This is a genomic window from Streptomyces sp. NA04227, assembly GCF_013364195.1.
Taxonomy (GTDB): domain Bacteria; phylum Actinomycetota; class Actinomycetes; order Streptomycetales; family Streptomycetaceae; genus Streptomyces.
Genome location: NZ_CP054918.1, coordinates 4,065,385 through 4,088,233, shown reverse-complemented (window position 1 = coordinate 4,088,233; position 22,849 = coordinate 4,065,385). Strand labels below are relative to the sequence as shown.

General features: G+C 71.8%; 17 protein-coding genes and 1 tRNA gene. 10 read left to right on the top strand and 8 right to left on the bottom strand.

Annotation, left to right across the window (positions count from 1 at the left end; translation table 11 throughout):
• Positions 1–232: 232 nt before the first annotated feature.
• From HUT18_RS17375 to HUT18_RS17360, 4 genes are all read right to left on the bottom strand, one after another.
• Entirely contained in the window at positions 233–1,504 is a 1,272-nt protein-coding gene (locus tag HUT18_RS17375) for a hypothetical protein (protein ID WP_176101557.1), read from the bottom strand.
• Between the two features lie 148 nt (positions 1,505–1,652).
• Positions 1,653–3,635: a glycoside hydrolase family 5 protein gene (locus tag HUT18_RS17370; protein WP_176101556.1), complete on the bottom strand. Its 1,983-nt coding sequence runs from the start codon at positions 3,633–3,635 to the stop codon at positions 1,653–1,655.
• A 449-nt stretch (positions 3,636–4,084) separates the two neighbouring features.
• Positions 4,085–6,979, bottom strand: a complete 2,895-nt coding sequence (locus HUT18_RS17365) for an AAA family ATPase (protein ID WP_176101555.1) — start codon at positions 6,977–6,979, stop codon at positions 4,085–4,087.
• 211 nt (positions 6,980–7,190) lie between these two features.
• A complete protein-coding gene (locus tag HUT18_RS17360; protein WP_176101554.1) occupies positions 7,191–7,646 on the bottom strand; it encodes an ATP-binding protein in 456 nt (151 codons plus the stop codon).
• A 239-nt stretch (positions 7,647–7,885) separates the two neighbouring features.
• Between HUT18_RS17360 and HUT18_RS17355 the strand changes: the two genes are divergently transcribed.
• From HUT18_RS17355 to HUT18_RS17315, 9 genes are all read left to right on the top strand, one after another.
• A complete protein-coding gene (locus HUT18_RS17355) occupies positions 7,886–8,722 on the top strand; it encodes a hypothetical protein (RefSeq protein WP_176101553.1) in 837 nt (278 codons plus the stop codon).
• A 361-nt stretch (positions 8,723–9,083) separates the two neighbouring features.
• A complete protein-coding gene (locus HUT18_RS17350; protein ID WP_176101552.1) occupies positions 9,084–9,896 on the top strand; it encodes a YcnI family protein in 813 nt (270 codons plus the stop codon).
• A gap of 108 nt (positions 9,897–10,004) precedes the next feature.
• On the top strand, positions 10,005–10,673 hold the full coding sequence (locus HUT18_RS17345; protein ID WP_176101551.1) for an SCO family protein: 669 nt from the start codon (positions 10,005–10,007) through the stop codon (positions 10,671–10,673).
• Entirely contained in the window at positions 10,670–11,155 is a 486-nt protein-coding gene (locus tag HUT18_RS17340) for a copper chaperone PCu(A)C (RefSeq protein ID WP_176101550.1), read from the top strand. Before HUT18_RS17345 ends, HUT18_RS17340 begins: the two co-directional genes overlap by 4 nt.
• Positions 11,156–11,381: 226 nt before the next feature.
• Complete coding sequence (locus HUT18_RS17335; RefSeq protein WP_176101549.1) at positions 11,382–13,304, top strand: copper resistance CopC/CopD family protein; 1,923 nt, start codon at positions 11,382–11,384, stop codon at positions 13,302–13,304.
• 2 nt (positions 13,305–13,306) lie between these two features.
• Complete coding sequence (gene efeB / locus HUT18_RS17330) at positions 13,307–14,704, top strand: iron uptake transporter deferrochelatase/peroxidase subunit (RefSeq protein WP_176101548.1); 1,398 nt, start codon at positions 13,307–13,309, stop codon at positions 14,702–14,704.
• A 141-nt stretch (positions 14,705–14,845) separates the two neighbouring features.
• A complete protein-coding gene (gene pheA, locus HUT18_RS17325; protein WP_176101547.1) occupies positions 14,846–15,781 on the top strand; it encodes a prephenate dehydratase in 936 nt (311 codons plus the stop codon).
• A gap of 907 nt (positions 15,782–16,688) precedes the next feature.
• Entirely contained in the window at positions 16,689–17,966 is a 1,278-nt protein-coding gene (serS, locus tag HUT18_RS17320) for a serine--tRNA ligase (RefSeq protein WP_176101546.1), read from the top strand.
• Between the two features lie 10 nt (positions 17,967–17,976).
• Positions 17,977–18,807 carry an HAD family hydrolase gene (locus HUT18_RS17315; protein ID WP_176101545.1) on the top strand — a complete coding sequence of 277 codons (831 nt, stop codon included), beginning with the start codon at positions 17,977–17,979 and terminating at the stop codon, positions 18,805–18,807.
• An 88-nt stretch (positions 18,808–18,895) separates the two neighbouring features.
• Here the strand turns inward: HUT18_RS17315 and HUT18_RS17310 are convergent, their stop codons facing one another.
• Positions 18,896–19,780, bottom strand: a complete 885-nt coding sequence (locus HUT18_RS17310; RefSeq protein WP_176101544.1) for an alpha/beta fold hydrolase — start codon at positions 19,778–19,780, stop codon at positions 18,896–18,898.
• 180 nt (positions 19,781–19,960) lie between these two features.
• On the opposite strand from HUT18_RS17310, the gene HUT18_RS17305 reads away from it, so the two are divergent.
• On the top strand, positions 19,961–20,581 hold the full coding sequence (locus HUT18_RS17305; RefSeq protein WP_176101543.1) for a TetR/AcrR family transcriptional regulator: 621 nt from the start codon (positions 19,961–19,963) through the stop codon (positions 20,579–20,581).
• A gap of 152 nt (positions 20,582–20,733) precedes the next feature.
• Here the strand turns inward: HUT18_RS17305 and HUT18_RS17300 are convergent.
• The 3 genes from HUT18_RS17300 to HUT18_RS17290 all read right to left on the bottom strand — a co-directional run bounded on the left by HUT18_RS17300 (position 20,734) and on the right by HUT18_RS17290 (position 22,818).
• Positions 20,734–20,841: transfer RNA gene (locus HUT18_RS17300), tRNA-OTHER, on the bottom strand.
• Positions 20,842–21,177: 336 nt separating this feature from the next.
• Positions 21,178–21,897 (bottom strand): ABC transporter permease, encoded by a 720-nt coding sequence (locus HUT18_RS17295; RefSeq protein WP_176101542.1) that lies wholly within the window; start codon positions 21,895–21,897, stop codon positions 21,178–21,180.
• A 9-nt stretch (positions 21,898–21,906) separates the two neighbouring features.
• Positions 21,907–22,818 (bottom strand): ABC transporter ATP-binding protein, encoded by a 912-nt coding sequence (locus HUT18_RS17290; protein WP_176101541.1) that lies wholly within the window; start codon positions 22,816–22,818, stop codon positions 21,907–21,909.
• Positions 22,819–22,849: the final 31 nt, after the last annotated feature.

Genomic DNA, 22,849 nt, shown 5'->3' with positions numbered 1-22,849 from the left:
GGTCGAATCGGGACTCCTCGGCCGCAAGACCGGCCGCGGGTTCCACACCTACGACCGGGACTGAGGCCCGGTCACCGCCAGGGTTGAGGGGCCCGGCTGCCGCGGGGCGCGGAGCGAGTACTGAGGGTCGCTCCGCGCCCCGTGTCATACGGTCGGCGCCCCGTGTCGTACGGTCGGCGCCCCGTGTCGTACGGTCGGCGCCCGGTGTCGTACGGTCGGCGCCCGGTCGGTCCTACGCGGTCGCCTCGGTGGTCAGCAGCGGCCATTCCTCGCGGTAGACGGTGAACGGCAGTTCCTTTTCGAACAGCGTGGTGCCCAGGATCCTGAGGCGGGCCATCAGCGCGCCGCCGATGTCGACGCCGCCGTAGAGTTCGAGCGGTCCGGTCTGTGACTGGACGCCGCCCTCGCCGTCGAACGTGGCCTTGCCGGAGACCACCGTGCGCAGGTACGGCTCGATGTGGGCCTTCACGCCCAGGCTGTCGAAGATGGCGATCGTGCCCTCGGTCATCAGGCCGGTGCGGATGTCGCCGTGGCCGGACACCGAGCCCGTCACCGGCGAGAGGTCGGGCGCGCCGGAATCGGAGCCCGCGGTCCAGCCGTCCTGCTTCGTGTAACCGGCGTGCACGCCCCAGTTGTCGGTGTAGCTCTGCTCGGTGTCGACGGTGACGGTCCCTTCGGCCGTGATGTGGGCGTAGAGCGTGAGGTCCGTGTTCACGACCACCGGCACCGGGCCCACCCAGACGACGGGCGAGGCCTTGAGGCTGGCGATCGGGATCTTGACCGAGCTGTTGAGTGCCTTGAACGTGCCCGCGACGCGCCACTTCGCCTCGGCGTCGGTGTTGAAGCTCACCTGCGCCTTCTGGACGTCGATCGCGGCGCCCTGGTAGTCGAAGTCGATGCTCGGGTTGAGCGAGACGGAGCCGGAGAAGTCGGCCGAACCGCCGTCCGGCAGCGGGATTTTGGTGTCGGCGCTCAGGTTCAGGTCCATCGAGGCGGAGGCCGAGGCGCCGTCGATTCTCGGCACATAGCTGACCTTGAGGCCGGGCAGCTCGGAGGTGACCTTGAGGCTCGACGGAGTCACCGCGGTGTGCACGGCGGCGGACTTGTCGCCCAGCAGTTCGTTGATGGCGGCCGGGCGGGTGCTGACGGTCTGCCTGCCGCCCTTGGCCTTCTGCACGTCCGTGACGACGAGCAGCGCGCCCTCCGGAGCCGCCGCGCAGGGCAGGCTGTCGATGACCTGGCCGACCTTGACGCTACCGGCCTTGGTGCCGGAGGCGGTCCGGTTCATGGTGGACGCGGTGCCGGTGGTCAGCACGGCGCGGCCGGTGGCGGGGTCGTAGGAGACGAGCTGATTTCCGCCGGCACCGGTGACGACGGCGGAGGGAGGGGCGGGCCGGGTCGCCCCGGCGGTGTCGGCGTTCGCCGCGGGTGCGGCTGCCAGGCCGCTGAGCGCGAGTATCGAGCCGGTCGCGAGGACGGTCGCGGTCTTCCTTCTGATGGACATGACGTTGAGTCACCTTCGGTGGAGGGTTGGGGGACGCGTTCTACGGACGGAACTCGCCCGGGTCCGGGTACGCGCGGGTGCCACGGGACGCAGGTCTCGACCGTGTGGTTCTTCTGGCGAGGGAACGTGGAACTGCCGGAGGGTCAGGTCAGTCGAGCGGGCGGCAGAGCAGGGCGTCGGGGGCCCCGCCGTGGTTCCACTTCCAGGTGTAGGCGACCCCGGCGAGGTACTCGTCGTCCTTGCACTGGCCCTTGTAGGCACCGGGCGCCCAGTCGCTGGCGTTGGACCCGCCGCTGTCCGGCCGGTTGTCGCCGTGGTCGAACCAGGCCAGCCGGTTCGTGGTGGGCAACGGCTCGGCGGAGGGGGCGCAGAGCAGGGCGGCCATCGAGTTGCCGTTGACGCTGTAGCCGACGGCGAAGGTGTTCTCGGGGCATTCGAGCTTGTTGTAGCCGCTGGCCCAGTCGCCGTTCTTGACGTAGCGCTCGTCGATGACGGTGGTCCACATGCCGTCGCCCTTTTCGGGCTGGTTGGCGTCGGTGCACAGGCCGCGGTTGTTGCTGCGGGCGAGGGCGACGAGGCGCTGGCTGTCGGGGCAGTTGCCCTTGCGGTTGCCTTCGCTCCAGTCCGCCTGCTCTCGCATGGTGGCGGAGGCGTTCTGGTCGCCGTAGTCGAGGTTGAGCATGTTCCAGTGGCTGACCTCGGCGACCTGGCCGGTCTTGCCGGTGGCGTTGACGAGCTTGTTCCAGGAGGTGGTGCGCCAGTCGCCGGAGTCGAGGACGCTCTGCCGCTTGCCGGCGGAGTCGTAGGAGATCAGCGCCCAGTTGTCGTTGGGCTTGCCGTCGGTGCTCCAGCCGGTCAGCGGCCAGACGGCGAAGTCGGTGTCGTTCTCCACCAGGATGTCGGTGAAGCGGTTGAACCAGTCCTTCTCCTTCTCGTCACTCTGGCCTCGCCCGCCCGTGCCGAACTCGCTGACCCAGACGGGAGCGGTGAAGTGCTGGCCCTCCTGGGTGACGAACAGGGCCTGGTCGTTGACGACCTTGACCAGGTCCTCGGGGCTGAGGTCGCGGTAGCGCGGGTCGTTGGTCTCTCCGTTCTGCCAACCACCGGTCGAGCCGGTGTGGTTGGGGCCGGTGAAACCGTAGAAGTGCGCGGAGTAGACCAGCTTGCCCGAGTTGATCAGGGTGTTGGAGAGGTTACGGACCGGGGTGAGCGTCGGCCGGCCGTGCGGGAACATGGCCTGGGGGATGCCCTGCCAGTTGATGCCCTCCATGATGATCAGCAGGTCCGGGTTGGCCTCGAGGATCCTGTTGCCGGCCTGCTGGAAGGCTTCGTACAGGTCGTGCTCGTTGCCCCAGCCCCAGTTGGGGTCGTCGTTCCAGTCACGGCGGACCTCGTTGCGCAGGTCGGCGCCGACCACCCGCTTGTTCGACTTGTAGCGGTCCACCAGGAACAGCCAGTTGTCGATCCACTCCTCGGTGGTCTGGCTGGTGTTCCAGCGCTCGTTGCCGTCGAGGGAGCAGCACCAGCGGTACGTGGTGGTGTGGTTGTTGAGGATGACGGCGAAGCCTTCGGCGGTCAGGTCCTCCACCACGGCGTCGAAGACCTGCAGCGGGGTCTTGCCCTTCAGCTGCGGGTTGGCCGCGACCGCGGAGTCCGGCACCACGGTGTCGTCCTTGATCATCGCGTCGGCGTACGGCAGCCGGATGGTGTTGAGGCCGAGGGCGTGGAAGTCGGCCATGATCCGCTTGATCGGGGTGCGGTCCAGACCGAGCGGGATGTTGTTCGACTTCTGGTCGGCCTGGTGGTTGGCGACGTCGTCCACGTCGCCGCTGCCTTCCCAAGTGCCCTGCGCACCGGACCAGTTGCCGGCCTTGAGCTTGAAGCGGTCGCCGTTCGCGTCGACGACGTACCGTCCTCGCGTGCTCAGCGGGCCGGTCCAGGAGGCGGCGAGCTGCGGTCCGGTCAGCGCCGCGGGAGCGCCGGTCGCGGCGGCGGGTGCGGCGGCGGCGGTCGGGACCGCCGGGCCGGTGCAGAGGAGTCCTGCGAGGGCCAGCGACGAGGCCGCGACGCCGACGACGAGGGGACGCGTCTGGAGCCTTCGGCGATGGGGGGCCGGGTTGTCGGATCTCATGGGTTCACTCCGGGGGATGAGGGTGCGCGGACGGATCGTGGGGTGGAGCGTGTGGTGCGGGCCCGGCGGCCCGTCCGGCACCGGACGAGGGGTGTTACCCGGGGCCAAGAGACGCGTGGGCCGGGCTGGAACGTGAGAACAGCCGCCGGTGTGGAGTGGTCCGGCGTGGGTGGGCACGCGACGGCTCAGAGGATTCTCGCCGCGAGCTCACGTGACCAGTCAGGGAAGCCTGAAATACGTATCCCTAATCGGCGCCGCATCACGGGTACGGGCACCGGGACACCGACGGTCCGTCACCGCGTGCCGTCGTGGGTGCTTCTGGTCGGCTGCTGCGGTGCTCTCCCCTTCCGGGCCCCGGCCCTCGGGGGGAGCGACCTCGCGTACTCGGGCGGGGGGACGCGAACCCGGGCGGGGGACGCGAACCCGGGCGGGGGCAGCCCGGCCCGAAGTCAGGGCTGGTCCTCCAGGTCGCGGAGCGCCTCGCCCACCGCCTTGCGCGTGGTGCCGAGCTTGTGCAGGACGCGGGCGACGTGCTGCTCGACGGTCCGGGGCGACAGGACGAGTGCTCCGGCGATGTCCCGGTTGGTCGCTCCTCGCGACACCAGCTCGGCGACCTCGCGTTCGCGCGGGGAGAGCCGGTCGCCGTAGCCCCGGCGGCGGTGGGACGCCGACGGGTCCAGCCCGAGCTCGCGCAGCAGTCGCTGGCAGCGCGCGGTGTCGGCCGAAGCACCGAGCAGCGTGTAGGTCTCCAGTGCCTCCGTGAGGTGCCGCGGCTCGGTGCCGGGCCGGGTGACCGTCTCGATGTGCCCGAGTCGCTCGGCGGCGCGGGCCGCGTCGTAGGGGCGGCCGATCTCCTGCCACGCCCGGCGGGCCCGCGCGAACCGGTCGGCCGCATCGGCCGGTGCGGCGTCGCGCAGCAGCAGTCCGCGTGCGAGGTGAAGTCCCGCGTCCGCGGCGGGAGTCCGGCGTCCGGACAGCGCGCGCTCGGCCTCGTCCGCGAGCCGCTCGGCACCACTGCGGTCACCGACCGCGAGGGCGGCCTCGACCGCGGCCGGCAGCAGACCTGCGTTCCTCGGCCAGGCCCGGGTCTCGCGCAGCACGGCGACGGCGGGCCCGGCCGCCGCCGCGGCGTCGTCGGGGCTGCCCTGGGCCAGCCGGAGGCCGACCAGCCCGGCGGCCGCCCTCAGCGCCACGCTCACCTCGGTGTGGGTGTCGCCGTACGCCGCCGCGACGCCGAAGTGTTCCAGCGCCTGGCCGCTCCGGCCCCGGGCCGCGGCCAGACCGCCGAGCAGGAGGGCGCGTTCGATGCTGACCAGGATGAGATCGGGATACTCGTCGGCGAGGGCGGCCAGGCGCTCCTCCAGCCCGTGCCAGCGGCCGCCCGTGAAGTCCAGGCTCAGCAGGGTGGCCCGCCCGTACACCCCCAGGTACGGGATGCCCGACCGGTCGGACAGGTGCCGGTTGCCGGCCAGGAGTTGCCGGGCCCGGGCGTCGTTGCCGATCTCCGCGGTCAGGGTGCCGGCGTTGTGCACGGCGCGGGCGGTCTGCCGTACGACCTCCTGGTTCTCCGACTCCTGCGGCAGTTGCTCGAGCAGCGACCAGAGGCCGGGGTCGCCCTCTCTGGCCATGAGGGTGATGCGGGACGCCCGGACGGCCGCCCGCATGCCGTCGTCGCCGCTGTCGGCGACCGCGGCCTCGGCCCGGTCCATCCACTCTCCGGACCGTTCCACCCCGCCGTCCCACTCGTTCATGGCGAGCGCCACCATCGCCCGCGCCGCCCGTTCCGGACGGCCGGCCAACTCGTCGACGGCACGCTCGATCTGGCGGAAGCCGGCGCGGTCGCCTGCCTGGGTGGCCTCCAGCAGGCCGAGGGCGAGCCGGACCTCGCCGCGGGTGGCATCGGTCAGTTGGGGGTCGGACAGGATGCGGCGCAGCAGGGCCGCGTTCGCGGTGTAGTCCGCGCCGAGGGTCCCGATCTGGGCGAGGGCGAGTGCGCTCCGCGAGCGGAGGCCGTCGTCGGAGTGCGGCTCCTCGATGATCTGACGCAACAGGGTGGCCGCGGTGCCGGTGTCGCCGATGGTGATGGCCTGGTCGGCGGCCTCCTCGGCCCGGCGCGGCCACGCCTGCCGGTCGCCGAGGGCGCGTGTGTGGTGGGCGACCTGCACGAGCGGTACCGGCTGCCGGGTCTCCAGCTCCGCGATCACCCGCTGGTGCAGCAGCCTGCGCTGTGGCCCGAGGACGTGCCGGTAGGCGACCTGCTGGGCCAGCACGTGCCGGAAGGTGTACTGGCCCGCGTCCGTTTCGCGCAGGACCGAGGCTTTCACCGCCTCGGTGATCCCGGCGGCACTCTCGTCGGGGTGGAGCCCGGTGACCTGGGCGAGCAGTGGCTCGGGGGACGGGACGGCGAGCACCGCGGCCGCGTCCACGACGGCCGCACCGGCCGGCGACAGCGCGGCCAGCCGCTCCGTGACGGCCTCGCGCAGGCCGTGCGGCGCGTCCGCGCCGTGCAGCCAGTCCACCACTGTGTCGCTGTCCCGGTCGCTGTCCCGCTGCCGTCCCTGCTCGCGCAGGGTGAGCAGGTCCTCCTCCACCACCAGCGCGAGTCCCTCGCTGCGCCGGTACAGAGCCCGGCCCAGTGCCCGGGTGGCGCGGTGGCCCAGCGCCGCGGCGGCCAGGGAGTGGATGTCGTCCTCGGCGAGAGTGCCGAGGCGGATGGTGCTCCCGCCGACCCCGGGCGGGCGGCGGTAGGCGGAGCCGAGCACCGGGGTCGCGGACGGCAGGTCCTCGGCCCGGTAGGTGAGGACGAGGGCGAGCTGGTCGGGCAGATCGCGGGCGAGCAGCAGGAGCAGGTCCCGGGTGGCCTCGTCGACCCAGTGCAGGTCCTCCACGACCAGGACGGCCGGTCCGAGCGCGGCGAGGAAGGAGTGCACGGCCTGGACCAGCAGGTGGCGCCGGGTGTGCGGGTCCTCGACCGGGGCGGGGGCCGGCGGCAGGCGGTCGGCCAGGTCGGGGAGCAGCGGGGCGAGGGCGCCGGCCGTCGGCGGGACGCCGGCCTCGGGCAGCCAGTCGCGGGCCTTGCGCAGCGCGTCCACCACCGGGCCGTAGGGAAACGGCTCCCGCAGCGGCTGGCAGAAGCCCATGAGGACCCGCCCGCCCTGCTCCGACAGGACGAGTGATGCCTCGTGCACCAAGCGGGACTTGCCGATCCCCGCCTCGCCCTCGACCAGTACCACCGCCGGAGGGTGCCCGACCGCGTCCAGCAGCAGGTTGAACTCGCGTTGCCGCCCCACGAACGGGAAACCCCTGTCCTGTCCGGCGGTGCCGTGCGCGAGAACGTTCGTCACGAGAGTCAGCCTCCTGCTCAGCTGTGCCGAGCCGGTGCGGCCGGCCGGCGGCCCCGGTGGGGGACGGGCCGACCCTCTGACGTCCGTGCCACGAGGTCCGTGATCGAGAGGGCGGGCACACCGGTGCTGCGGGCTGCCGCGCCGGAGTGCGGCAGCCGGACAACTGAACAGAGGGCGCGGGAGGTGTTCCGGTTCCCTCCGTGCGCGAGTGCTACGCCGTCAGCAGCGGCGGCTGCGCCTTCCACTTCAGGATCTTGTCGAAGCTGACCACCGCCCCGCCCCGCCCCGGGGCGTTGCCGAAGTGGACGTGGTCCGCGAGTTCCTCGATCAGGTACATGCCGCGGCCGCTCTCGGACTCGGCGGGGACGCGGCCGGGGGCGGTGGTGCGGGGGCGGCCGACGGGGAAGCCGGGGCCCGCGTCGGCGACCTCGATGCGACAGCGTTCGCCTTCGAGGTAGGCGGTCACGCGGTAGCCGCCGGGGGTCGCGCCGGGGGCCCGGCCGCCGTGTTCGACGGCGTTGGCGCAGGCCTCGCTGAGGGCGACCGACAGGTCGTAGGAGATGTCGGGGTCGACGCCCGCGGTCTCCATCGCGCCGATCAGAAGGCGCCGGGCCAGCGGGACACTCGCCGCGTCACGGCGCAACTGGAGGGACCACCAGATGCTCATGCTTCACCCTCCAGGCCGCGGCTCGACATACCGATACGTATTGCCGGGTGCGGAGGAAGGTAAGCGCCCTGTTGACGTGATACCGCCCATACGGCCGACGCGCCCGGTGCGGCCGCCGGTGTAGTGATCTCCGGCGTACGCGGGGCGGACACCCGGCCCCACCAGGCGGGTTCTGCCATGCGCGGGCGAGGACACCTGCCGTACGAGGTGTCCGGGGCGGGTGGGATGATGCACGGGCCATGAGAGCCCCCCGTGACGAGGTGCGGGCCGGAGCGGGGCTCCGGCTGTTGAGGGCCGCGGTGTTCGCCGCGGCCTGTGTCGCGCTTGCCGCCGCGGGCCACGCGCTGGCGTCCTGCGCGGCCGTGCCCCTCGCCTCGCTCCTGGCGGGATTCGTACTGGTCTTCCTGGTGGCCGCCGCCCTTGCCGGGCACAGGCGTTCGCTGCCGGGGATCGCGGCACTGCTCGCGGCCGGACAGCTCGCCCTGCACTCGCTGTTCGGCGCGGGCCAGCACGCGGCGGCCGCGATGAGCGGCGGCTCGGGCGGCTCCGGCGGCGGCCCCGCCGACGAGGCGGGGCGTTCGCTCGCCGCGCAGGCCGCGCAACTGCTGTGCGGGGTGCCCGCCTCGGCGATAGGCCCCGAGCGCGCCCGCGAGGTGCTCACCCGGGCGGGCATCGACCCGGGCCCGGCCGCCCATCACCACGGTTCCGCCGCCGAGACGGCGTCCGGCACCGGTGAGGCCTGGCAGACCCTGCTGCCCTCGCCCGCGATGACGCTCGCCCACCTGCTCGCGGCACTGGTCGCGGCCTGGCTGCTGCGGCACGGCGAACTCGCCCTGTTCCGGCTGGTCGCGCTCTCCACGCACGGCGCCGTCGAGGTCGCCCTGATGCGGTCCCTGCGGTCGGCACTGCTCGCGGTGCTCGGCCTCGGCGCCGGGCGGCACGGCACCCCCGTACCCGTACCTGGCGCGTGCCGCCGCACCGGCGAGGACGTACCCGAACCCTGCGGCATCCACCTTCAGCACGCGGTGGTCCGGCGCGGACCGCCCGCCGCCCCCGCCTTCGTGCTCGCTGCCTGACGCGGCGCACCCCTTCGCCCTCACCGGCCCACGGCCCCGGTCTCCGGGAGTCCGTCGATCCGGGAACTCGGTCCGAGGTGTGTCCGCCCCGCGCGCACGTACCCGCCCCTGTCCCGCCCGTTCCTCGCGGCGCGGCGCGGCACAGCCACCTCCACCTTGAGACCCCGGCCGGGACCCCTCGGACGAACACCGGACAAGCATCAGGCGAACCGGACGAAACAGCACGTACGTATGTGTGTACGTGCGCGTGTCACGTCCGTACGCCACGTCCGTACGCCACGTCCGTACGTCCGCTTCCGATGGCGTTCCCGCGCCCCACGAACCACTGCCGAAAGCGAAGCCCTTCCCGATGAAGAACGCGATGACGAACCCGACGAAGAACTCCCAGCACACCGTGAGCACCCGCACCGCCCGCGCCACTCGCACCGCCGTCGTCGGCGCGGGCACCCTCACCGCCCTCGCGCTGTTCTCGGCGCCCGCCTTCGCGCACGTGAGCGTGTCGCCCGAGGGTGTGGCGGCCAAGGGCGACTACGCGACCGTCAACTTCAAGGTGCCCAACGAGCGGGACAACGCCTCCACCACCAAGCTCGAGGTGAACTTCCCGGCCGACCACCCGCTGGCCTCCGTGCAGCCGCAGGCGGTGCCGGGCTGGAAGGCCGTGGTCACCAAGTCGAAGCTGGACAAGCCGATCGAGATGCACGGCGAGAAGATCGACGAGGCCGTTACCAAGGTCACCTGGACCGCCGACGGCAAGGGCGTCGAGCCGGGCTTCTTCCAGAAGTTCCCGCTGTCGATGGGGCAGCTGCCCAAGGACACGGACGAGTTGGTGTTCAAGGCGATCCAGACGTACTCCAACAAGGAGGTCGTGCGCTGGATCGAGGCGCCGCAGGAGGGTCAGGCCGAGCCCGAGCACCCGGCTCCGGTGCTCACCCTCGCGGACGCCGAGGAGGGCGGCCACCACGGCGGCGGCAAGGCGGACGACGACCACTCCGGCTCCGGTGACTCCAAGGAGAACGGCGAGTCCGGTGACGGCAAGGCCACCGTCGAGGCCGCGGACGACGACAACGACGGCGGCAGCGACACCACCGCCCGCGTCCTCGCCGTGGTCGGCATCGTCGTGGGCGCCGCGGGTGTCGCCTTCGGCGTCTTCGCGGGCCGCCGCCGCACCGGCTGACCTGCCTGTCCGGTAGTACGCGGCACCACCAGGTACCACCGGGAACCACCCAGTACGACCCGGGGCGCCGGGCAACCGTCCGGCGCCCCCCTCATCCAGGGGCTCTTCATGCGCAAGCACACCCTTTTCGCCGCCGCGGCCCTGACCGCCGCGGCACTCACCCTCACCGCCTGCGGCGACAGCGAGGACTCGGCCAAGCCGGTCGCCGAGGTCTCCGCCGAGTCCGGCGCCGACGCGAAGGCGGCGACCGTACTCGACAGGCCGTTCACCAAGCCCGACCTGGTCCTCAAGGACACCGAGGGCAAGAAGTACGACCTGCGCGCCCGCACCAAGGGCAAGCCGACCCTCGTCTACTTCGGGTACACGCACTGCCCGGACGTCTGCGCGCCGATCATGGGCAACATCTCGGTGGCCATGAAGGAACTGGGCAAGAAGCTCTCCGCCGAGGACCGCGAGAACCTCCAGGTCGTCTTCGTCACCACCGACCCCGAGCGGGACACCCCGAAGGAACTCGGTGCCTGGCTGAAGGACATCGACCCCGACTTCACCGGCCTGACCGGCGACTTCGCCACCATCCAGGCCGGGGCCCGGCAGCTCGGCATCAGCATCGACCCGCCGAGCAAGGACAAGAAGGGCCGCGTCGTCTCGATGCACGGCACCCAGGTCATCGCCTTCTCGCCGAAGACGGACGACGGGTACGTGATCTACGGCGAGGACACCGAGATCGAGGACTGGACCCAGGACCTGCCCAAGCTCGTGAAGGGCGAGGCCCCGTGAGCCCGCGCCGTACGACCGTCACCTCCCTCGCCCTGTCCGCGCTCGTCCTCGCCCCGCTGCTCGCGGGCTGCTCGGACTCCGGCGACGGGGACGGGGGCAGCGAGAAGTCCGCGCCCAGGATCGAGATCGGCGACGCCTACGTACCGCAGCCGCTGGCCGGGGACATGGCCGCGGGCTATCTGCGGATCACCAACAAGGGCGGTACGGACGACGTGCTGACCTCGGTCGGCAGCGAGTTCGCCGAGGAGGTGACGCTGCACGAGACCAAGGACCAGGCCATGCGCCAGGTGGAGAGGTTCACCGTGCCCGCGCACGGCAGCGTCGTCTTCGAGAGCGGCGGCAGCCACCTGATGTTCGAGGGCCTCGACCGCAAGCCGAAGGCGGGCGAGCAGGTCACCCTGCGGCTGAAGTTCACCAAGTCCGGGACGGTCACCGTGCGGGTACCGGTCAAGCCCGCGACGTACCGGCCCGAGAAGGGCTGAGTCCGTGCGGACTTCATGGCAGGCGGACGGACAGGCCACGCGGCGGGCGCCAGGAAAGGCCGCGCGGCGGGCGCCACGACAGGCCGCGCGGCGGGTGCCAGCGCAGGCTGCGCGGCGGGCGGCATGGCGACCGGCGCCCGACCCACGCGAAGGACGGCGACCGAAGCGGGGCGAAGGCCCGCACCGGCCGGGCCGCGTCGTACGCCTCCTGCTCTGCCTGCTCCCCATGCTCGCCGCGGCGCTGCTCCTGGGCGCCCCGCCCGCCGCCGCGCACGCCGCGCTCAGCGGGAGCGATCCGCGTAAGGACTCGGTCGTCGAGTCGGCGCCGGAGCGGGTCAGCCTGACCTTCTCCGAGAAGGTCGCGGCGTCCGACGACTCGGTGAAGGTGCTCGACCCGAAGGGCAAGCGGGCCGACGACGGCAAGACGGTCGACCGCGGGCGCCACACCTACGCGGTCGGCCTGCGGCCCGGCCTCGCGGACGGCACGTACACGGTGACGTACCAGGTCGTCTCCGCCGACAGCCATCCCGTCTCGGGCGCCTTCACCTTCTCGATCGGGGCGCCCTCGAAGACCACGGTCGCGGTCGGCGAGCCCGAGGCGGGCGGCGGGACGATCGGCGCGCTGTACGACGTCGCGCGCTATGCCTCGTACGCCGGATTCATCCTGCTCGCCGGAGGCGGCGCCTTCATCCTCGCCTGCTGGCAGGGCGGGGCGGCGGCGCGGCCGCTCCAGCGGCTGGTGGTCGGCGGCTGGCTCGCGCTGACCGGCGGCACCCTGCTGCAACTCCTGCTGCGCGGCGCGTACACGACGACCGGCGCCTTCGGGGACGTCTTCGACCTCTCCCTGATGAACGAGGTCCTGCAGACCAAGACCGGCGCCGCGCTCGTCTCCCGGCTGCTGCTGCTCGCCGCCGCCGCGCTGTTCGTCACGGTGCTCTTCGGCGCGTACGTGCACCGGGACACCGCCGAACAGGCCGAGGAGCGGCGGGACCTGACCTTCGGCCTCTCGGTCGGCGGGGTCGTGGTGGCCGCCGGGATCGCGGCCACCTGGGCCATGTCGGAGCACTCCTCGACCGGCATCCAGACCGGTGTCGCGATGCCGGTGGACATCGTGCACCTGCTCGCGGCCGCCGCCTGGCTCGGCGGCGTGGCCTCGGTACTCGTCGCACTCCGCTTCGTCCCCGCCCTGCCCGCCCGCGCCGTACGCCGCTTCTCCTCGGTCGCCTTCGGCAGCGTCGTCGTCCTGGTGGCCACCGGCCTCTACCAGTCCTGGCGCCAGGTCGGCTCCTGGCCGGCCCTCACCGACACCGACTACGGCCGCCTCCTCCTGATCAAGGGCGCCCTCGTGGCGGTCCTCGTCGGCATCGCCTTCTTCTCGCGGCGGTGGTCGGGGCGGATGGGGGACGGCACTGGCGGTACGGAATCGAGTTCGGCCGGTTCCGAATCGCGTACGGGCGCTGCTACGGACTCCCGTACGGATGCCGCTGAAGCAGCCGAGGCAGATGCAGTGGCCGAGGCGGATGAAGCGGCTGAGGCGGATGAAGCGGCTGAGACGGATGAAGCAGCCGAAGTCGCCGACCCCGTGCGCGCCGCCCAACTCGCCCGGCAGCGGCGGGCCGTGGCCGACGCGGGCGCCAGGCGTCGCCGGGACGCGGACCCGGACCGGGCCGCGCTCAGGCGTTCCGCGCTGACGGAGACCGTGGTGGCCGTGGTCCTGCTCGCCGTCGCCACTCTGCTCAGTTCGACCGAGCCCGCCCGTACCGTCGAGGAGGCGGCACGGTCGAACGGCTCCGGTACGGTGCCGGGGCAGCCGGTCTCCGTGACCCTGCCCTACGACACCGGCGGCAACGACGGCCGGGGCCGGATCGAGCTCGACCTCGACCCGGGCGGCATCGGCCCCAACGAACTGCACATCTACGCCAGGCGGCCCGACGGCACCTCCGTCAACCTCCCCGAGCTGAAGGTGTCCTTCACGCTCGCGGCGAAGGACATCGGCCCCCTCCGCGTCACGCCCGAGCGCGTGGTCACCGGTCACTGGAGCGCCAAGGGCGTACAGCTCCCGGCGCCGGGCGACTGGCGCGTGGCGGTGACGGTACGCACCTCGGACATCGACCAGACCACCGTGTACAAGAACCTGAAGATCGGCTGACCATGGCCAGGAAACCCGCACCGCAGCAGAAGCAGTCCCGGCAGGGGCAGACCCGAGAGGGACAGACCCAGCAGGGGCCGGAGGAGAAGGGGCAGGAGGAGAAGGAGCCGTCGGTGGTGTCCGCGGCCTCCCCGCCCTCCCCCTCCGGGGTCTCCCGCCGCACCCTCCTCGGTACCGCCGGGGCGACCGGGCTTGCGCTCGGTGCCGTGGGGGCGGGCGCCGGATACGCCCTCGCCGAATCGGGCGGCTCGGGCGGCGGGTCCGGTGAACCGGGCGCGGCAGGGCAGCCGTTGACCTCGGTTGGCAGGGACAGGGCGATGTTTCACGGGAAACATCAGCCCGGGATCCTGACCCCGATGCAGGCGCGCGGGCACCTGGTGGCCTTCGATCTCGCTCCGGGCGCCGGGCGCAAGGAGGCGGCGGCGCTGCTGCGGCGCTGGTCCGCGGCGGCCGAGCGGCTGATGGCGGGGGAGCCGGTGACGGGCGCGGGCAGCCCCGACACGGACGTCGCCCGCGACGCCGGCCCTTCCCTGCTCACCGTCACCTTCGGCTTCGGGCACAGCTTCTTCGCCCGTACGGGGATGGAGCGCCGTCGTCCCACCGAGCTGGACGCCTTGCCCGAGTTCTCGTCCGACCGGCTGGACAAGCGCCGCAGCGACGGTGATCTGTGGGTGCAGATCGGTGCGAACGACGCTCTGGTCGCCTTCCACGCGCTGCGGATTCTGCAGAAGGAGGCGGCGGGGGCGGCGAAGGTGCGGTGGCAGATGAACGGCTTCAACCGTTCGCCCGGCGCCACCGCCTACCCCATGACGACCCGCAACCTCATGGGCCAGATCGACGGCACCAACAACCCCAAGCCGACCGAGAAGGACTTCGACCGGCGCGTCTTCGTCGCGGCGGGCGACGGCCCGGACTGGATGGCGGGCGGTTCCTACGCCGTCGTACGCCGGATCCGGATGCTCCTGGACGACTGGGAGGGGCTCTCCCTCGGCGAGCAGGAGCGGGTGATCGGGCGCCGCAAGTCCGACGGCGCCCCGCTCTCGGGCGGCAAGGAGACCACTCAGCCCAAGCTCGAAGCGCTGGACAAGGACGGCGAGTTGGTCGTGCCGGTCGACGCGCACGCCCGTATCTCGCGGCCGGACCAGAACGGCGGCGCCGCGATGCTGCGCCGACCCTTCTCCTTCCACGACGGCTTCGACGCGAAGGGCGAGCCCGACGCCGGGCTCCTCTTCATCTGCTGGCAGGCCGACCCGGTGCGCGGCTTCGTCCCGGTCCAGCGCAAGCTCGACCGCGGCGACGCGCTGTCCCCCTTCATCCGGCACGAGTCGAGCGCCCTGTTCGCGGTGCCGGGCGGCGCGGGCAAGGGCGAGTACGTGGGGCAGCGGCTCTTCGAGTCCTGAGGGAGAACCGGGGCGCGGGCACCGGCCGCGCACGGGCGTCCGCGCGGCTCCGGGCGGCCCCCGTGCGTACAGGTGTCCGGCGGGTGTCCGCACTGTGGCCGGGCGGAACGGGGGGACTCCCCGGACGACTAGGGTTACGGTATGTCCGCCACGCGTTACACGTATCTCGGCCCCGAGGGCACGTTCACCGAGGCAGCACTGCGCAAGCTGCCGGAGGCGGCGACCCGTGAGCTGATCCCGATGGTCTCGGTGTCCGCCGCGATGGACGCCGTACGGGCGGGCGAGGCCGGGGCGGCGCTGGTGCCGATCGAGAACTCGGTCGAGGGCGGCATCACGACCACCCTGGACGAGCTGATCGCAGGCGAGCCGCTGCAGATCTACCGCGAGGTGCTGCTCGAAATCAGCTTCGCCCTGCTGGTCCGGCCGGGCACCGAGCTCTCCGACATCAAGACGGTCACCGCGCACCCCGCCGCCCAGACCCAGGTACGCAACTGGCTCGCGGCGCATCTGCCGGAGGCGGTCTGGGAGTCCTCGGCCTCGAACGCCGACGGGGCCCGCCAGGTTCAGGAGGGCCGCTACGACGCCGCGTTCGCCGGTGAGTTCGCCGCGGCCGCCTACGGGCTCGAACCGCTGGTCACCGAGATCCACGACGCGGAGAACGCCGAGACCCGGTTCGTCCTGGTCGGCCGTCCCGCACGGCCCGCGGCGCCGACCGGCGCGGACAAGACCTCTGTGGTCATCTGGCTCGGCGAGGACCACCCCGGCGCCCTGCTCGAACTGCTCCAGGAGTTCGCGGTACGCGGCGTCAACCTGATGCTCATCCAGTCCCGGCCGACCGGGGCGGGCATCGGCAACTACTGCTTCGCCGTGGACGCCGAGGGCCATATCGACGATCAGCGCGTCGGCGAGGCGCTGATGGGCCTCAAGCGGATCTGTCCGCAGATCCGGTTCCTCGGCTCCTATCCGCGGGCGGGTGTGAGCCGCGCCGACGTACGGCCGCTGCGCCGCGGCACCTCGGACACCGAGTTCGCCGACGCCTCGGACTGGCTCCGCCGGAGCCGGGACGGGCGGGCCTGAGCCTGCCGTCCTCCCGCCGCCCTTCGTCCACATCTCCACAGGCGGTTTCCCGTCGGCCCCTGAGTCGGCCCTGGAAGCGTGCGCGGCCGACGGTTTTCGCCCGGTTCGGCAAGCCCGGATTCCGGCTGTTCGCTTTCTTTTTCCCGAGGTGCCGTCGCCGGGTCGATCCGGGACTCGGGAGTGTGTTCGGCCGCCGGTGGGAGTCGGGCCGGTTCGCGCTCTTGCGGCCCGCGCCGAGGCCGCGGAGGCCGCTACTGACACTTGTCCTACCTGCAGATATATGTTGTCCACAGAAGTTATCCACAGGGTCGGTTCTCGACCTGGGGACAAGTCGACACGGCGCGAAGAGTTCATCGACAAATCGGTGAGGAATCCACGAGAAGCGGTACGGCCGGGGCAGATCACCCCTCGTCCACCCATTCCTCTTGATCAACTCGATGGAGCGAAGGAATCCCACCCGAAAGTGGGTGCCGAACTTGCGAAAGCGCGTACCGAACCCAACGAAATCAGGAATCCTCGCTGACGCGTCGCGGTTTGATAAAGATCAAGAAGCACTGTCCACAGATCTTCCCCACACCCTGTGGATAACCCCCGAGAGCCCCGGAATCCTGTGGACAACCAGGGCCTCGGAGGTGACTCACAGGCCCGCCCCGACCCCGCCCGGGACCGCTCCGACGGGCTTTCCGGTCAAGACAAAAGCACCGTACGAACCCCTTCCGGTTATTCGGCGCCAACTCTTTGACTGGGTATCAAGAAGCAACAAATCACGCATACCAGACAGCCGCTCCCGGCGCCGTTCTCCCCATCCCCCACCCCACCGCGTCCCGCAATTCCGGCATTTCCGACAGAACACCCGCAGGGGTATTTCAAGTCGAGGAGCCGCCCGGCACACCGGTAGCCTTGCCGCGTGATTGACCTTCGCCTGCTTCGTGAGGACCCCGACCGTGTGCGCGCCTCCCAGCGCGCCCGTGGAGAGGACGTCGCGCTCGTCGACTCCCTCCTCAGTGCCGACGAGCGGCGCAGGGCGTCCGGCGTCCGCTTCGACGAGCTGCGCTCCGAGCAGAAGTCGCTCGGCAAGCTCATCCCCAAGGCCACGGGCGACGAGAAGCAGGAGCTCCTGAAGAAGGCGAGCGAGCTGGCCGCCGCGGTCAAGGCCGCCAACGCCGAGCAGGACGCCGCCGACCAGGAGGCCAAGGCCCTGCTGCTCCAGCTCGGCAACGTCGTCCACCCGGACGTCCCGGTCGGCGGCGAAGAGGACTTCGTGGTCGTCGAGACGCTCGGCACCCCGCGCGACTTCGCCGCCGAGGGCTTCGAGCCCAAGGACCACCTGGAGCTCGGCCAGGCGCTCGGCGCGATCGACGTGGAGCGCGCCGCGAAGGTCTCCGGCTCGCGCTTCTACTACCTGACCGGCATCGGCGCCCTGCTCGAACTCGCCCTGGTCAACGCCGCGATCGCGCAGGCCACCGAGGCCGGTTTCGTACCGATGCTGACCCCGGCCCTGGTCCGCCCGCACGCCATGGAGGGCACCGGCTTCCTCGGCCAGGCCGCCGAGAACGTCTACCACCTGGAGAAGGACGACTTCTACCTGGTCGGCACCTCCGAGGTACCGCTCGCCGCGTACCACATGGACGAGATCATCGACGCGGACAAGCTGCCGCTGCGCTACGCCGGTTTCTCGCCCTGCTTCCGCCGCGAGGCGGGCACCTACGGCAAGGACACCCGCGGCATCTTCCGGGTGCACCAGTTCGACAAGGTCGAGATGTTCTCCTACGTCGACCCGGCCGAGGCGGAAGCCGAGCTGGACCGGCTGCTGGCCTGGGAGAAGCAGTGGCTCTCGGGCCTCGAACTCCCCTTCCAGGTCATCGACGTGGCCTCCGGCGACCTCGGCGCCTCCGCCTCGCGCAAGTACGACTGCGAGGCGTGGATCCCGACCCAGGGCAAGTACCGCGAACTGACCTCGGCCTCCAACTGCCTGGAGTTCCAGGCCCGTCGCCTCTCGATCCGGATGCGCGAGTCCGGCGGCGGCAAGGTCCGGCCGCTGGCGACGCTGAACGGCACCCTGTGCGCCGTACCGCGGACGATCGTCGCGCTCCTGGAGAACCACCAGCAGGCCGACGGTTCGGTGTACGTGCCGGAGGTGCTGCGCCCCTACCTCGGCGGCCGCACCACGCTCGACCCGAAGTAACGGCCCGCCCGTGAGCGCCGCCGCGCCCGCCCCCTTCCCGTACCGCTTGGTCGCGACCGATCTCGACGGAACGCTGCTGCGCGGCGACGGCACCGTCTCGCCCCGCACCCGCGAGGCGCTGGCCGCCGTGACGGAGGCGGGCGCGGCACACCTGATAGTGACCGGGCGCGCGGTGCCGCTGACCAGGCACATCCTTCAGGAGATCGGCTATCGCGGGCTGGCCGTGTGCTGTCAGGGCGGCCAGGTCTACGACGCCGACTCCGGGCGGCTGCTCAGCTCGGTCACCCTGGACCGCCACCTCGCCGCGCTCGCGCTCGCCAAGATCGAGACCGAGACGGGCCCGCTCGCGGTGGCCGTAGTCCGCGACGGCACCGACGGCGAGGTACTGCTCGGCCCCGGCTACCGCACCGGCGAGTCCCTGCGCGGCACCCCGGTCACCGAGGCCGGGGAGCTGTTCGCGGCGCCGCTCGGCAAGGTGTTCCTCCAGCACCCGGACCTCGACGACGACGAACTCACCGCGCTGGCCCGGCGGATCGCCGGTGAACTGGTCGGGGTGACCCTGGCGGGCCCCGGCATCGTCGAACTGCTGCCGCTGGGCCTGACCAAGGCCACCGGCCTGCGCCTGGCCGCCCGCCGCCTCGGCCTGCGCGGCTCCGAGGCGATCGCCTTCGGCGACATGCCCAACGACCTGCCGATGTTCCGCTGGGCGGGCCACGCGGTCGCGATGGCCGACGCCCACGAGGAAGCCCGCGCCGCCGCCGACGAGGTGACCTGCTCCAACGACGAGGACGGGGTCGCCGTCGTACTGGAGCGGCTGCTCGCGGAGGCGACCGCCGGCTGACAGCCCGACCGCCGCCGGGACGCTGACACCCCGGCCGCCGCCGGGGCGTTGACACTCCAGCCACCGCCCCGGCCGCGAACGCCGCCGCTCAGCGCCGGGCGGTTTCCGGCTGCTCCCCGGTCGACAGTGCGGGCCCGTCCGTGGTCGCGCGGACGAAGTCCCGGATGACTGCGGCGGTGCGCTCGGGCTGGTCGAGCATGACCCAGGTACGGCTCCCCTCGATCCGTTCCACCCGGGCGTCGGGCATCAGCGCCGCCAGCAGTTCCGCGTGCACGAAGGGGAAGAGGCGGTCCTCGGGAGCGAAGGCGAGGAGGGCCGGTTTGGTGAACCCGGCGAGCCTGAGCGCCGCCTCGCGGGTGGTCGCGGGACCGAGGTTCCGCGTGACCTCGGCGCAGTCGCGGGCGATGCCCGGCGCCGAGCGGAAGGCCGCGATCCAGTCGTCGATCAGGTCGTGCGGCAGCCGTCCCCTAGTGAGCAGGCCGTAGGTGAACGGCAGTGCGCGCAGCGGCCGGAACCGCAGCGTGCGGAGGCCGAGCGCGACCGCTCCGGGGATCCGCGCGAGGTTCGGCAGCGACCTGAACCCCTCCGGCGGGCAGTTGTCGAAGCAGTCGCCCGGGGTGAGCACCAGCCGGCCGAGCCGCTCGGGGTGCCAGCCGGCCACCACCTGGGCGATCGCGTCACCGCTGTCGTTGCCCACCAGGGTGACGTCCCTGAGGTCGAGGGCCTGAAGCGCGTCGGCCACCAGCGCGCCGAGACCCCTAAGGCTCAGGTCGGCGCCGCGATTCATCGGCTCCCGGTGGGCGCCGAGCGGCAGGTCGAGGGCGATGCAGCGGAACTCCCCGTCCAGGCGGGCCATCACCCCGTCCCAGAGGCGGCTGTCCATGAGGTACCCGTGCAGAAAGACGATCGTCCGGGTCCCCGACCCGGCCTCTCGGTAGTGGAGCGTGCCCTGTGGCAGACGGACCTGCGGCATGCGGAACCTCCCGGCGCGAGAAAGATACATACTGCCTGTATGGAGAATTGCATACAGGCAGTATGTATCTCAACCCTCCTCGCCCTCGGCGGACCGGTGGGGCCGGTCCGGACACGTCACCCGCTCCCCCAGGTCAGTAAGGTCATGGGGCAGTCGGGGAAGGACGGACGGTGAGGCGGCATGGCCGGAAGGCAGGCCGAGCGCTCGCAGGAGACCCGGTCGGCGCTGATCGCCGCCGGTACGCGGCTCTTCGGGCAACGGGGGTACGCGGCGGTCGGCACCGAGGAACTGGTGCGCGCGGCCGGTGTGACCCGGGGCGCGCTGTACCACCAGTTCAAGGACAAGCGGGCGTTGTTCGACGCGGTGGTCGAGCAGGTGGAGGCGGAGGTGACCCGGCGGGTCGTCGCGGACGCGCTGACGGGCGTCGCCGACCCGGTCCAGGCCCTGCGCGCCGGAGCCAGGGGATTCCTCGACGCCTGCGCGGAACCCGAGGTCGAGCGCATCCTGCTGATCGACGCACCGGGCGTGCTCGGCTGGGAACGCTGGCGCCGCATCGGCGAGGAACACGGCCTCGGCGCGATCATCGCCGCACTCCGCAGCGCCATCGACGCGGGCGCTCTGCCCGAGCAGCCGGTACGTCCGCTGGCGCACCTGGTACTCGGCGCCCTGGACGAGGCGGCCCGCCTGGTCGCCCGCGCGACGGACCGCGAGACCGCGCGCGAGGAACTGCTCGCGGCCATGGAGGGGCTGCTGTTCGGCTACCCGGGGCGGGGCGGCAACGGCAACGGGTCTGCCAAGTGAGCTGAGCCAGAGCATGAGTTGAGCCGTTGACCACTGAAGGACCCAGTGGCCAACGGCTCAAGGACGCAAAGCTCAGGAACTCGGGGACCCAAGGGCTCAAAGGCCCAAAGGCCCAAAGTCTCAAGAACTCAACCGAACAAGTCCCTGCTCTGCGGAGGATGCGCGGATCGAACGCGCGCGGGCTGTATACCCGACTACGCCCTGCGCGAAGCGCTCAACGACTCGCGCAAGCCGGTGCCTTGCCACTCGGCCAATCCTCCGGGTGGGCGGCCTCGCGCAGCGCGTATGTCTGCGCGCTCGAAGCGGCCGCCCCGGACAGCCTGCTCCCCGTGCGGAGGGGAGGGCGGTGACAGGGGCCGCGGGACGAGCGCGGCCGGAGCGGCTGTGAGCCTGCTCGGCTACCTGTCGCCGGCTGCCCCGAAGGGAGCTGTGGACGGACTCCTACTGGACATCGCCGCGCTCCTCTCCCGGTAAACAAGGGCGCCGGGCGGCGCCGCTGACACAGTCACTGTGCCGCGTACGCCACCCGGCGTGCCACCGAATTTCCCGGGCTGCGGGGCTCGTCGAGCCGCCGCCCGCCCCGTACCGGGTGTGCCTCAGTCGTCCCCCGCCACCGTCAGCGACCGCAGCCGCTGTCCCGCGTACCAGGTGGCGAGGACCGTGACGGCCGCGAGCAGGACGGTGGCCAGCGGCAGGCCGACGTCGGAGGTGACCAGGTTGCCCTCGGCGGTGCGGCCGCCGACGGCGAGGGCCCACTGCTGGACGCTGAGGGTGCGCGCGCCGTCGACCAGGGAGCCGAACACGGCCTCCCAGACCAGGGCGTAGATGAGGCCAAAGACCACCGCGTGCTTGGTGACGGTGCCGAGCAGCAGGAAGATCGCGGCGTAGGCGATGGAAGCGACCAGGGCGGCCACCGTGTAGGCGACCGCGACCTGCTGGCCGTTGCCGTTGAGGATGAGCCCGGCGATCAGGGTCGGTACGGCCGAGAAGACCATGGTGACCGCGACGGCCACGATCAGCTTGGTGAAGATGATCGACGGCCGTTTGATCGGCTTGGCCAGGAGATAGACCACGGAACCGTCGTCGATCTCCGGACCGATCGCGCCCGTACCGGCGAACACACCGATCAGCGGCACCATCGTGGCGAGCGCGAAGCCACCGAGGAGGTCGCTCGCGGTCCGGTCGTCCGCGCCGTTGAAGGCGCGCACCGCCACCGCGATCAGCAGCAGCAGCGCGGGCAGGGCGAACAGGATCAGGGCACGGCGGCGGCCGAGGAGGGCCCGGTAGGTGAGCCGGGCGACTGTGGGGTCGTACATCAGGGCCTCCTACGCCGCGACGAGATACGAGAAGACGGACTCGAGGGACTCGTCGGACGGCGAGACCGTGAGCAGCCGGATCCCGCGCTCGCGGGCGACGCGCGGCAGCAGGTGCGTGAACCGGCCGAAGTCGACGGCCTGGATGCGCAGCGCGCCCTCGGTCAGGTCGACCTCGATTCCGGCCGTGGACGGGTCCGCGATCAGCGCGGCGGCGAGCGCGCGGTCGTCGCTGGAGCGGACCAGGTAGCGGTGCGGGCGGTCGGTCATCAGGCGGCGGATACGGCGGAAGTCGCCGCTGGCCGCGTGCCGTCCGGCCACGATCACCTCGATGTGCGAGGCGAGTTGTTCGACCTCTTCGAGGATATGCGAGGAGAACAGGACCGTACGGCCCTCGTCGCCCATCCGCCGCAGCAGGTCCATCAGCTGCATGCGCTGGCGCGGGTCCATGCCGTTGAACGGCTCGTCGAGCAGCAGCACGGACGGCTGGTGCACCAGGGCGGAGGCCATCTTGACGCGCTGCCGCATGCCCTTGGAGTACGTGGAGATCTTGCGGTCCTGGGCGTATTCCATCTGCACGGTGGCGAGCGCGTGCTGCGCCTCCTTCTTGCCGAGGCCGTGCAGTTCGGCGTTGGCGACGACGAACTCGCGGCCGGTGAGGAAGTCGTACATGCCCTCACGCTCGGGGACGATCCCGAGGTGGCGGTAGCTCTGCTCGTTGCGCCAGACCGGGGTGCCGTCGAGGGTCACCGAGCCGGTGGAGGGGGCCAGGAAGCCGCCCATCATGTTGAGCAGGGTGGACTTTCCGGCGCCGTTCGGGCCGAGCAGGCCGGTGACGCCCGGGCTGATGTCCATGGTGATGTCGTTGACGGCGACGACGTTGCCGAACCAGCGGCTCACGTGGTCGATCTGGATTGTCGTCATGGGCGCAGCCCATTCCTTAGAAGGGTGGTGG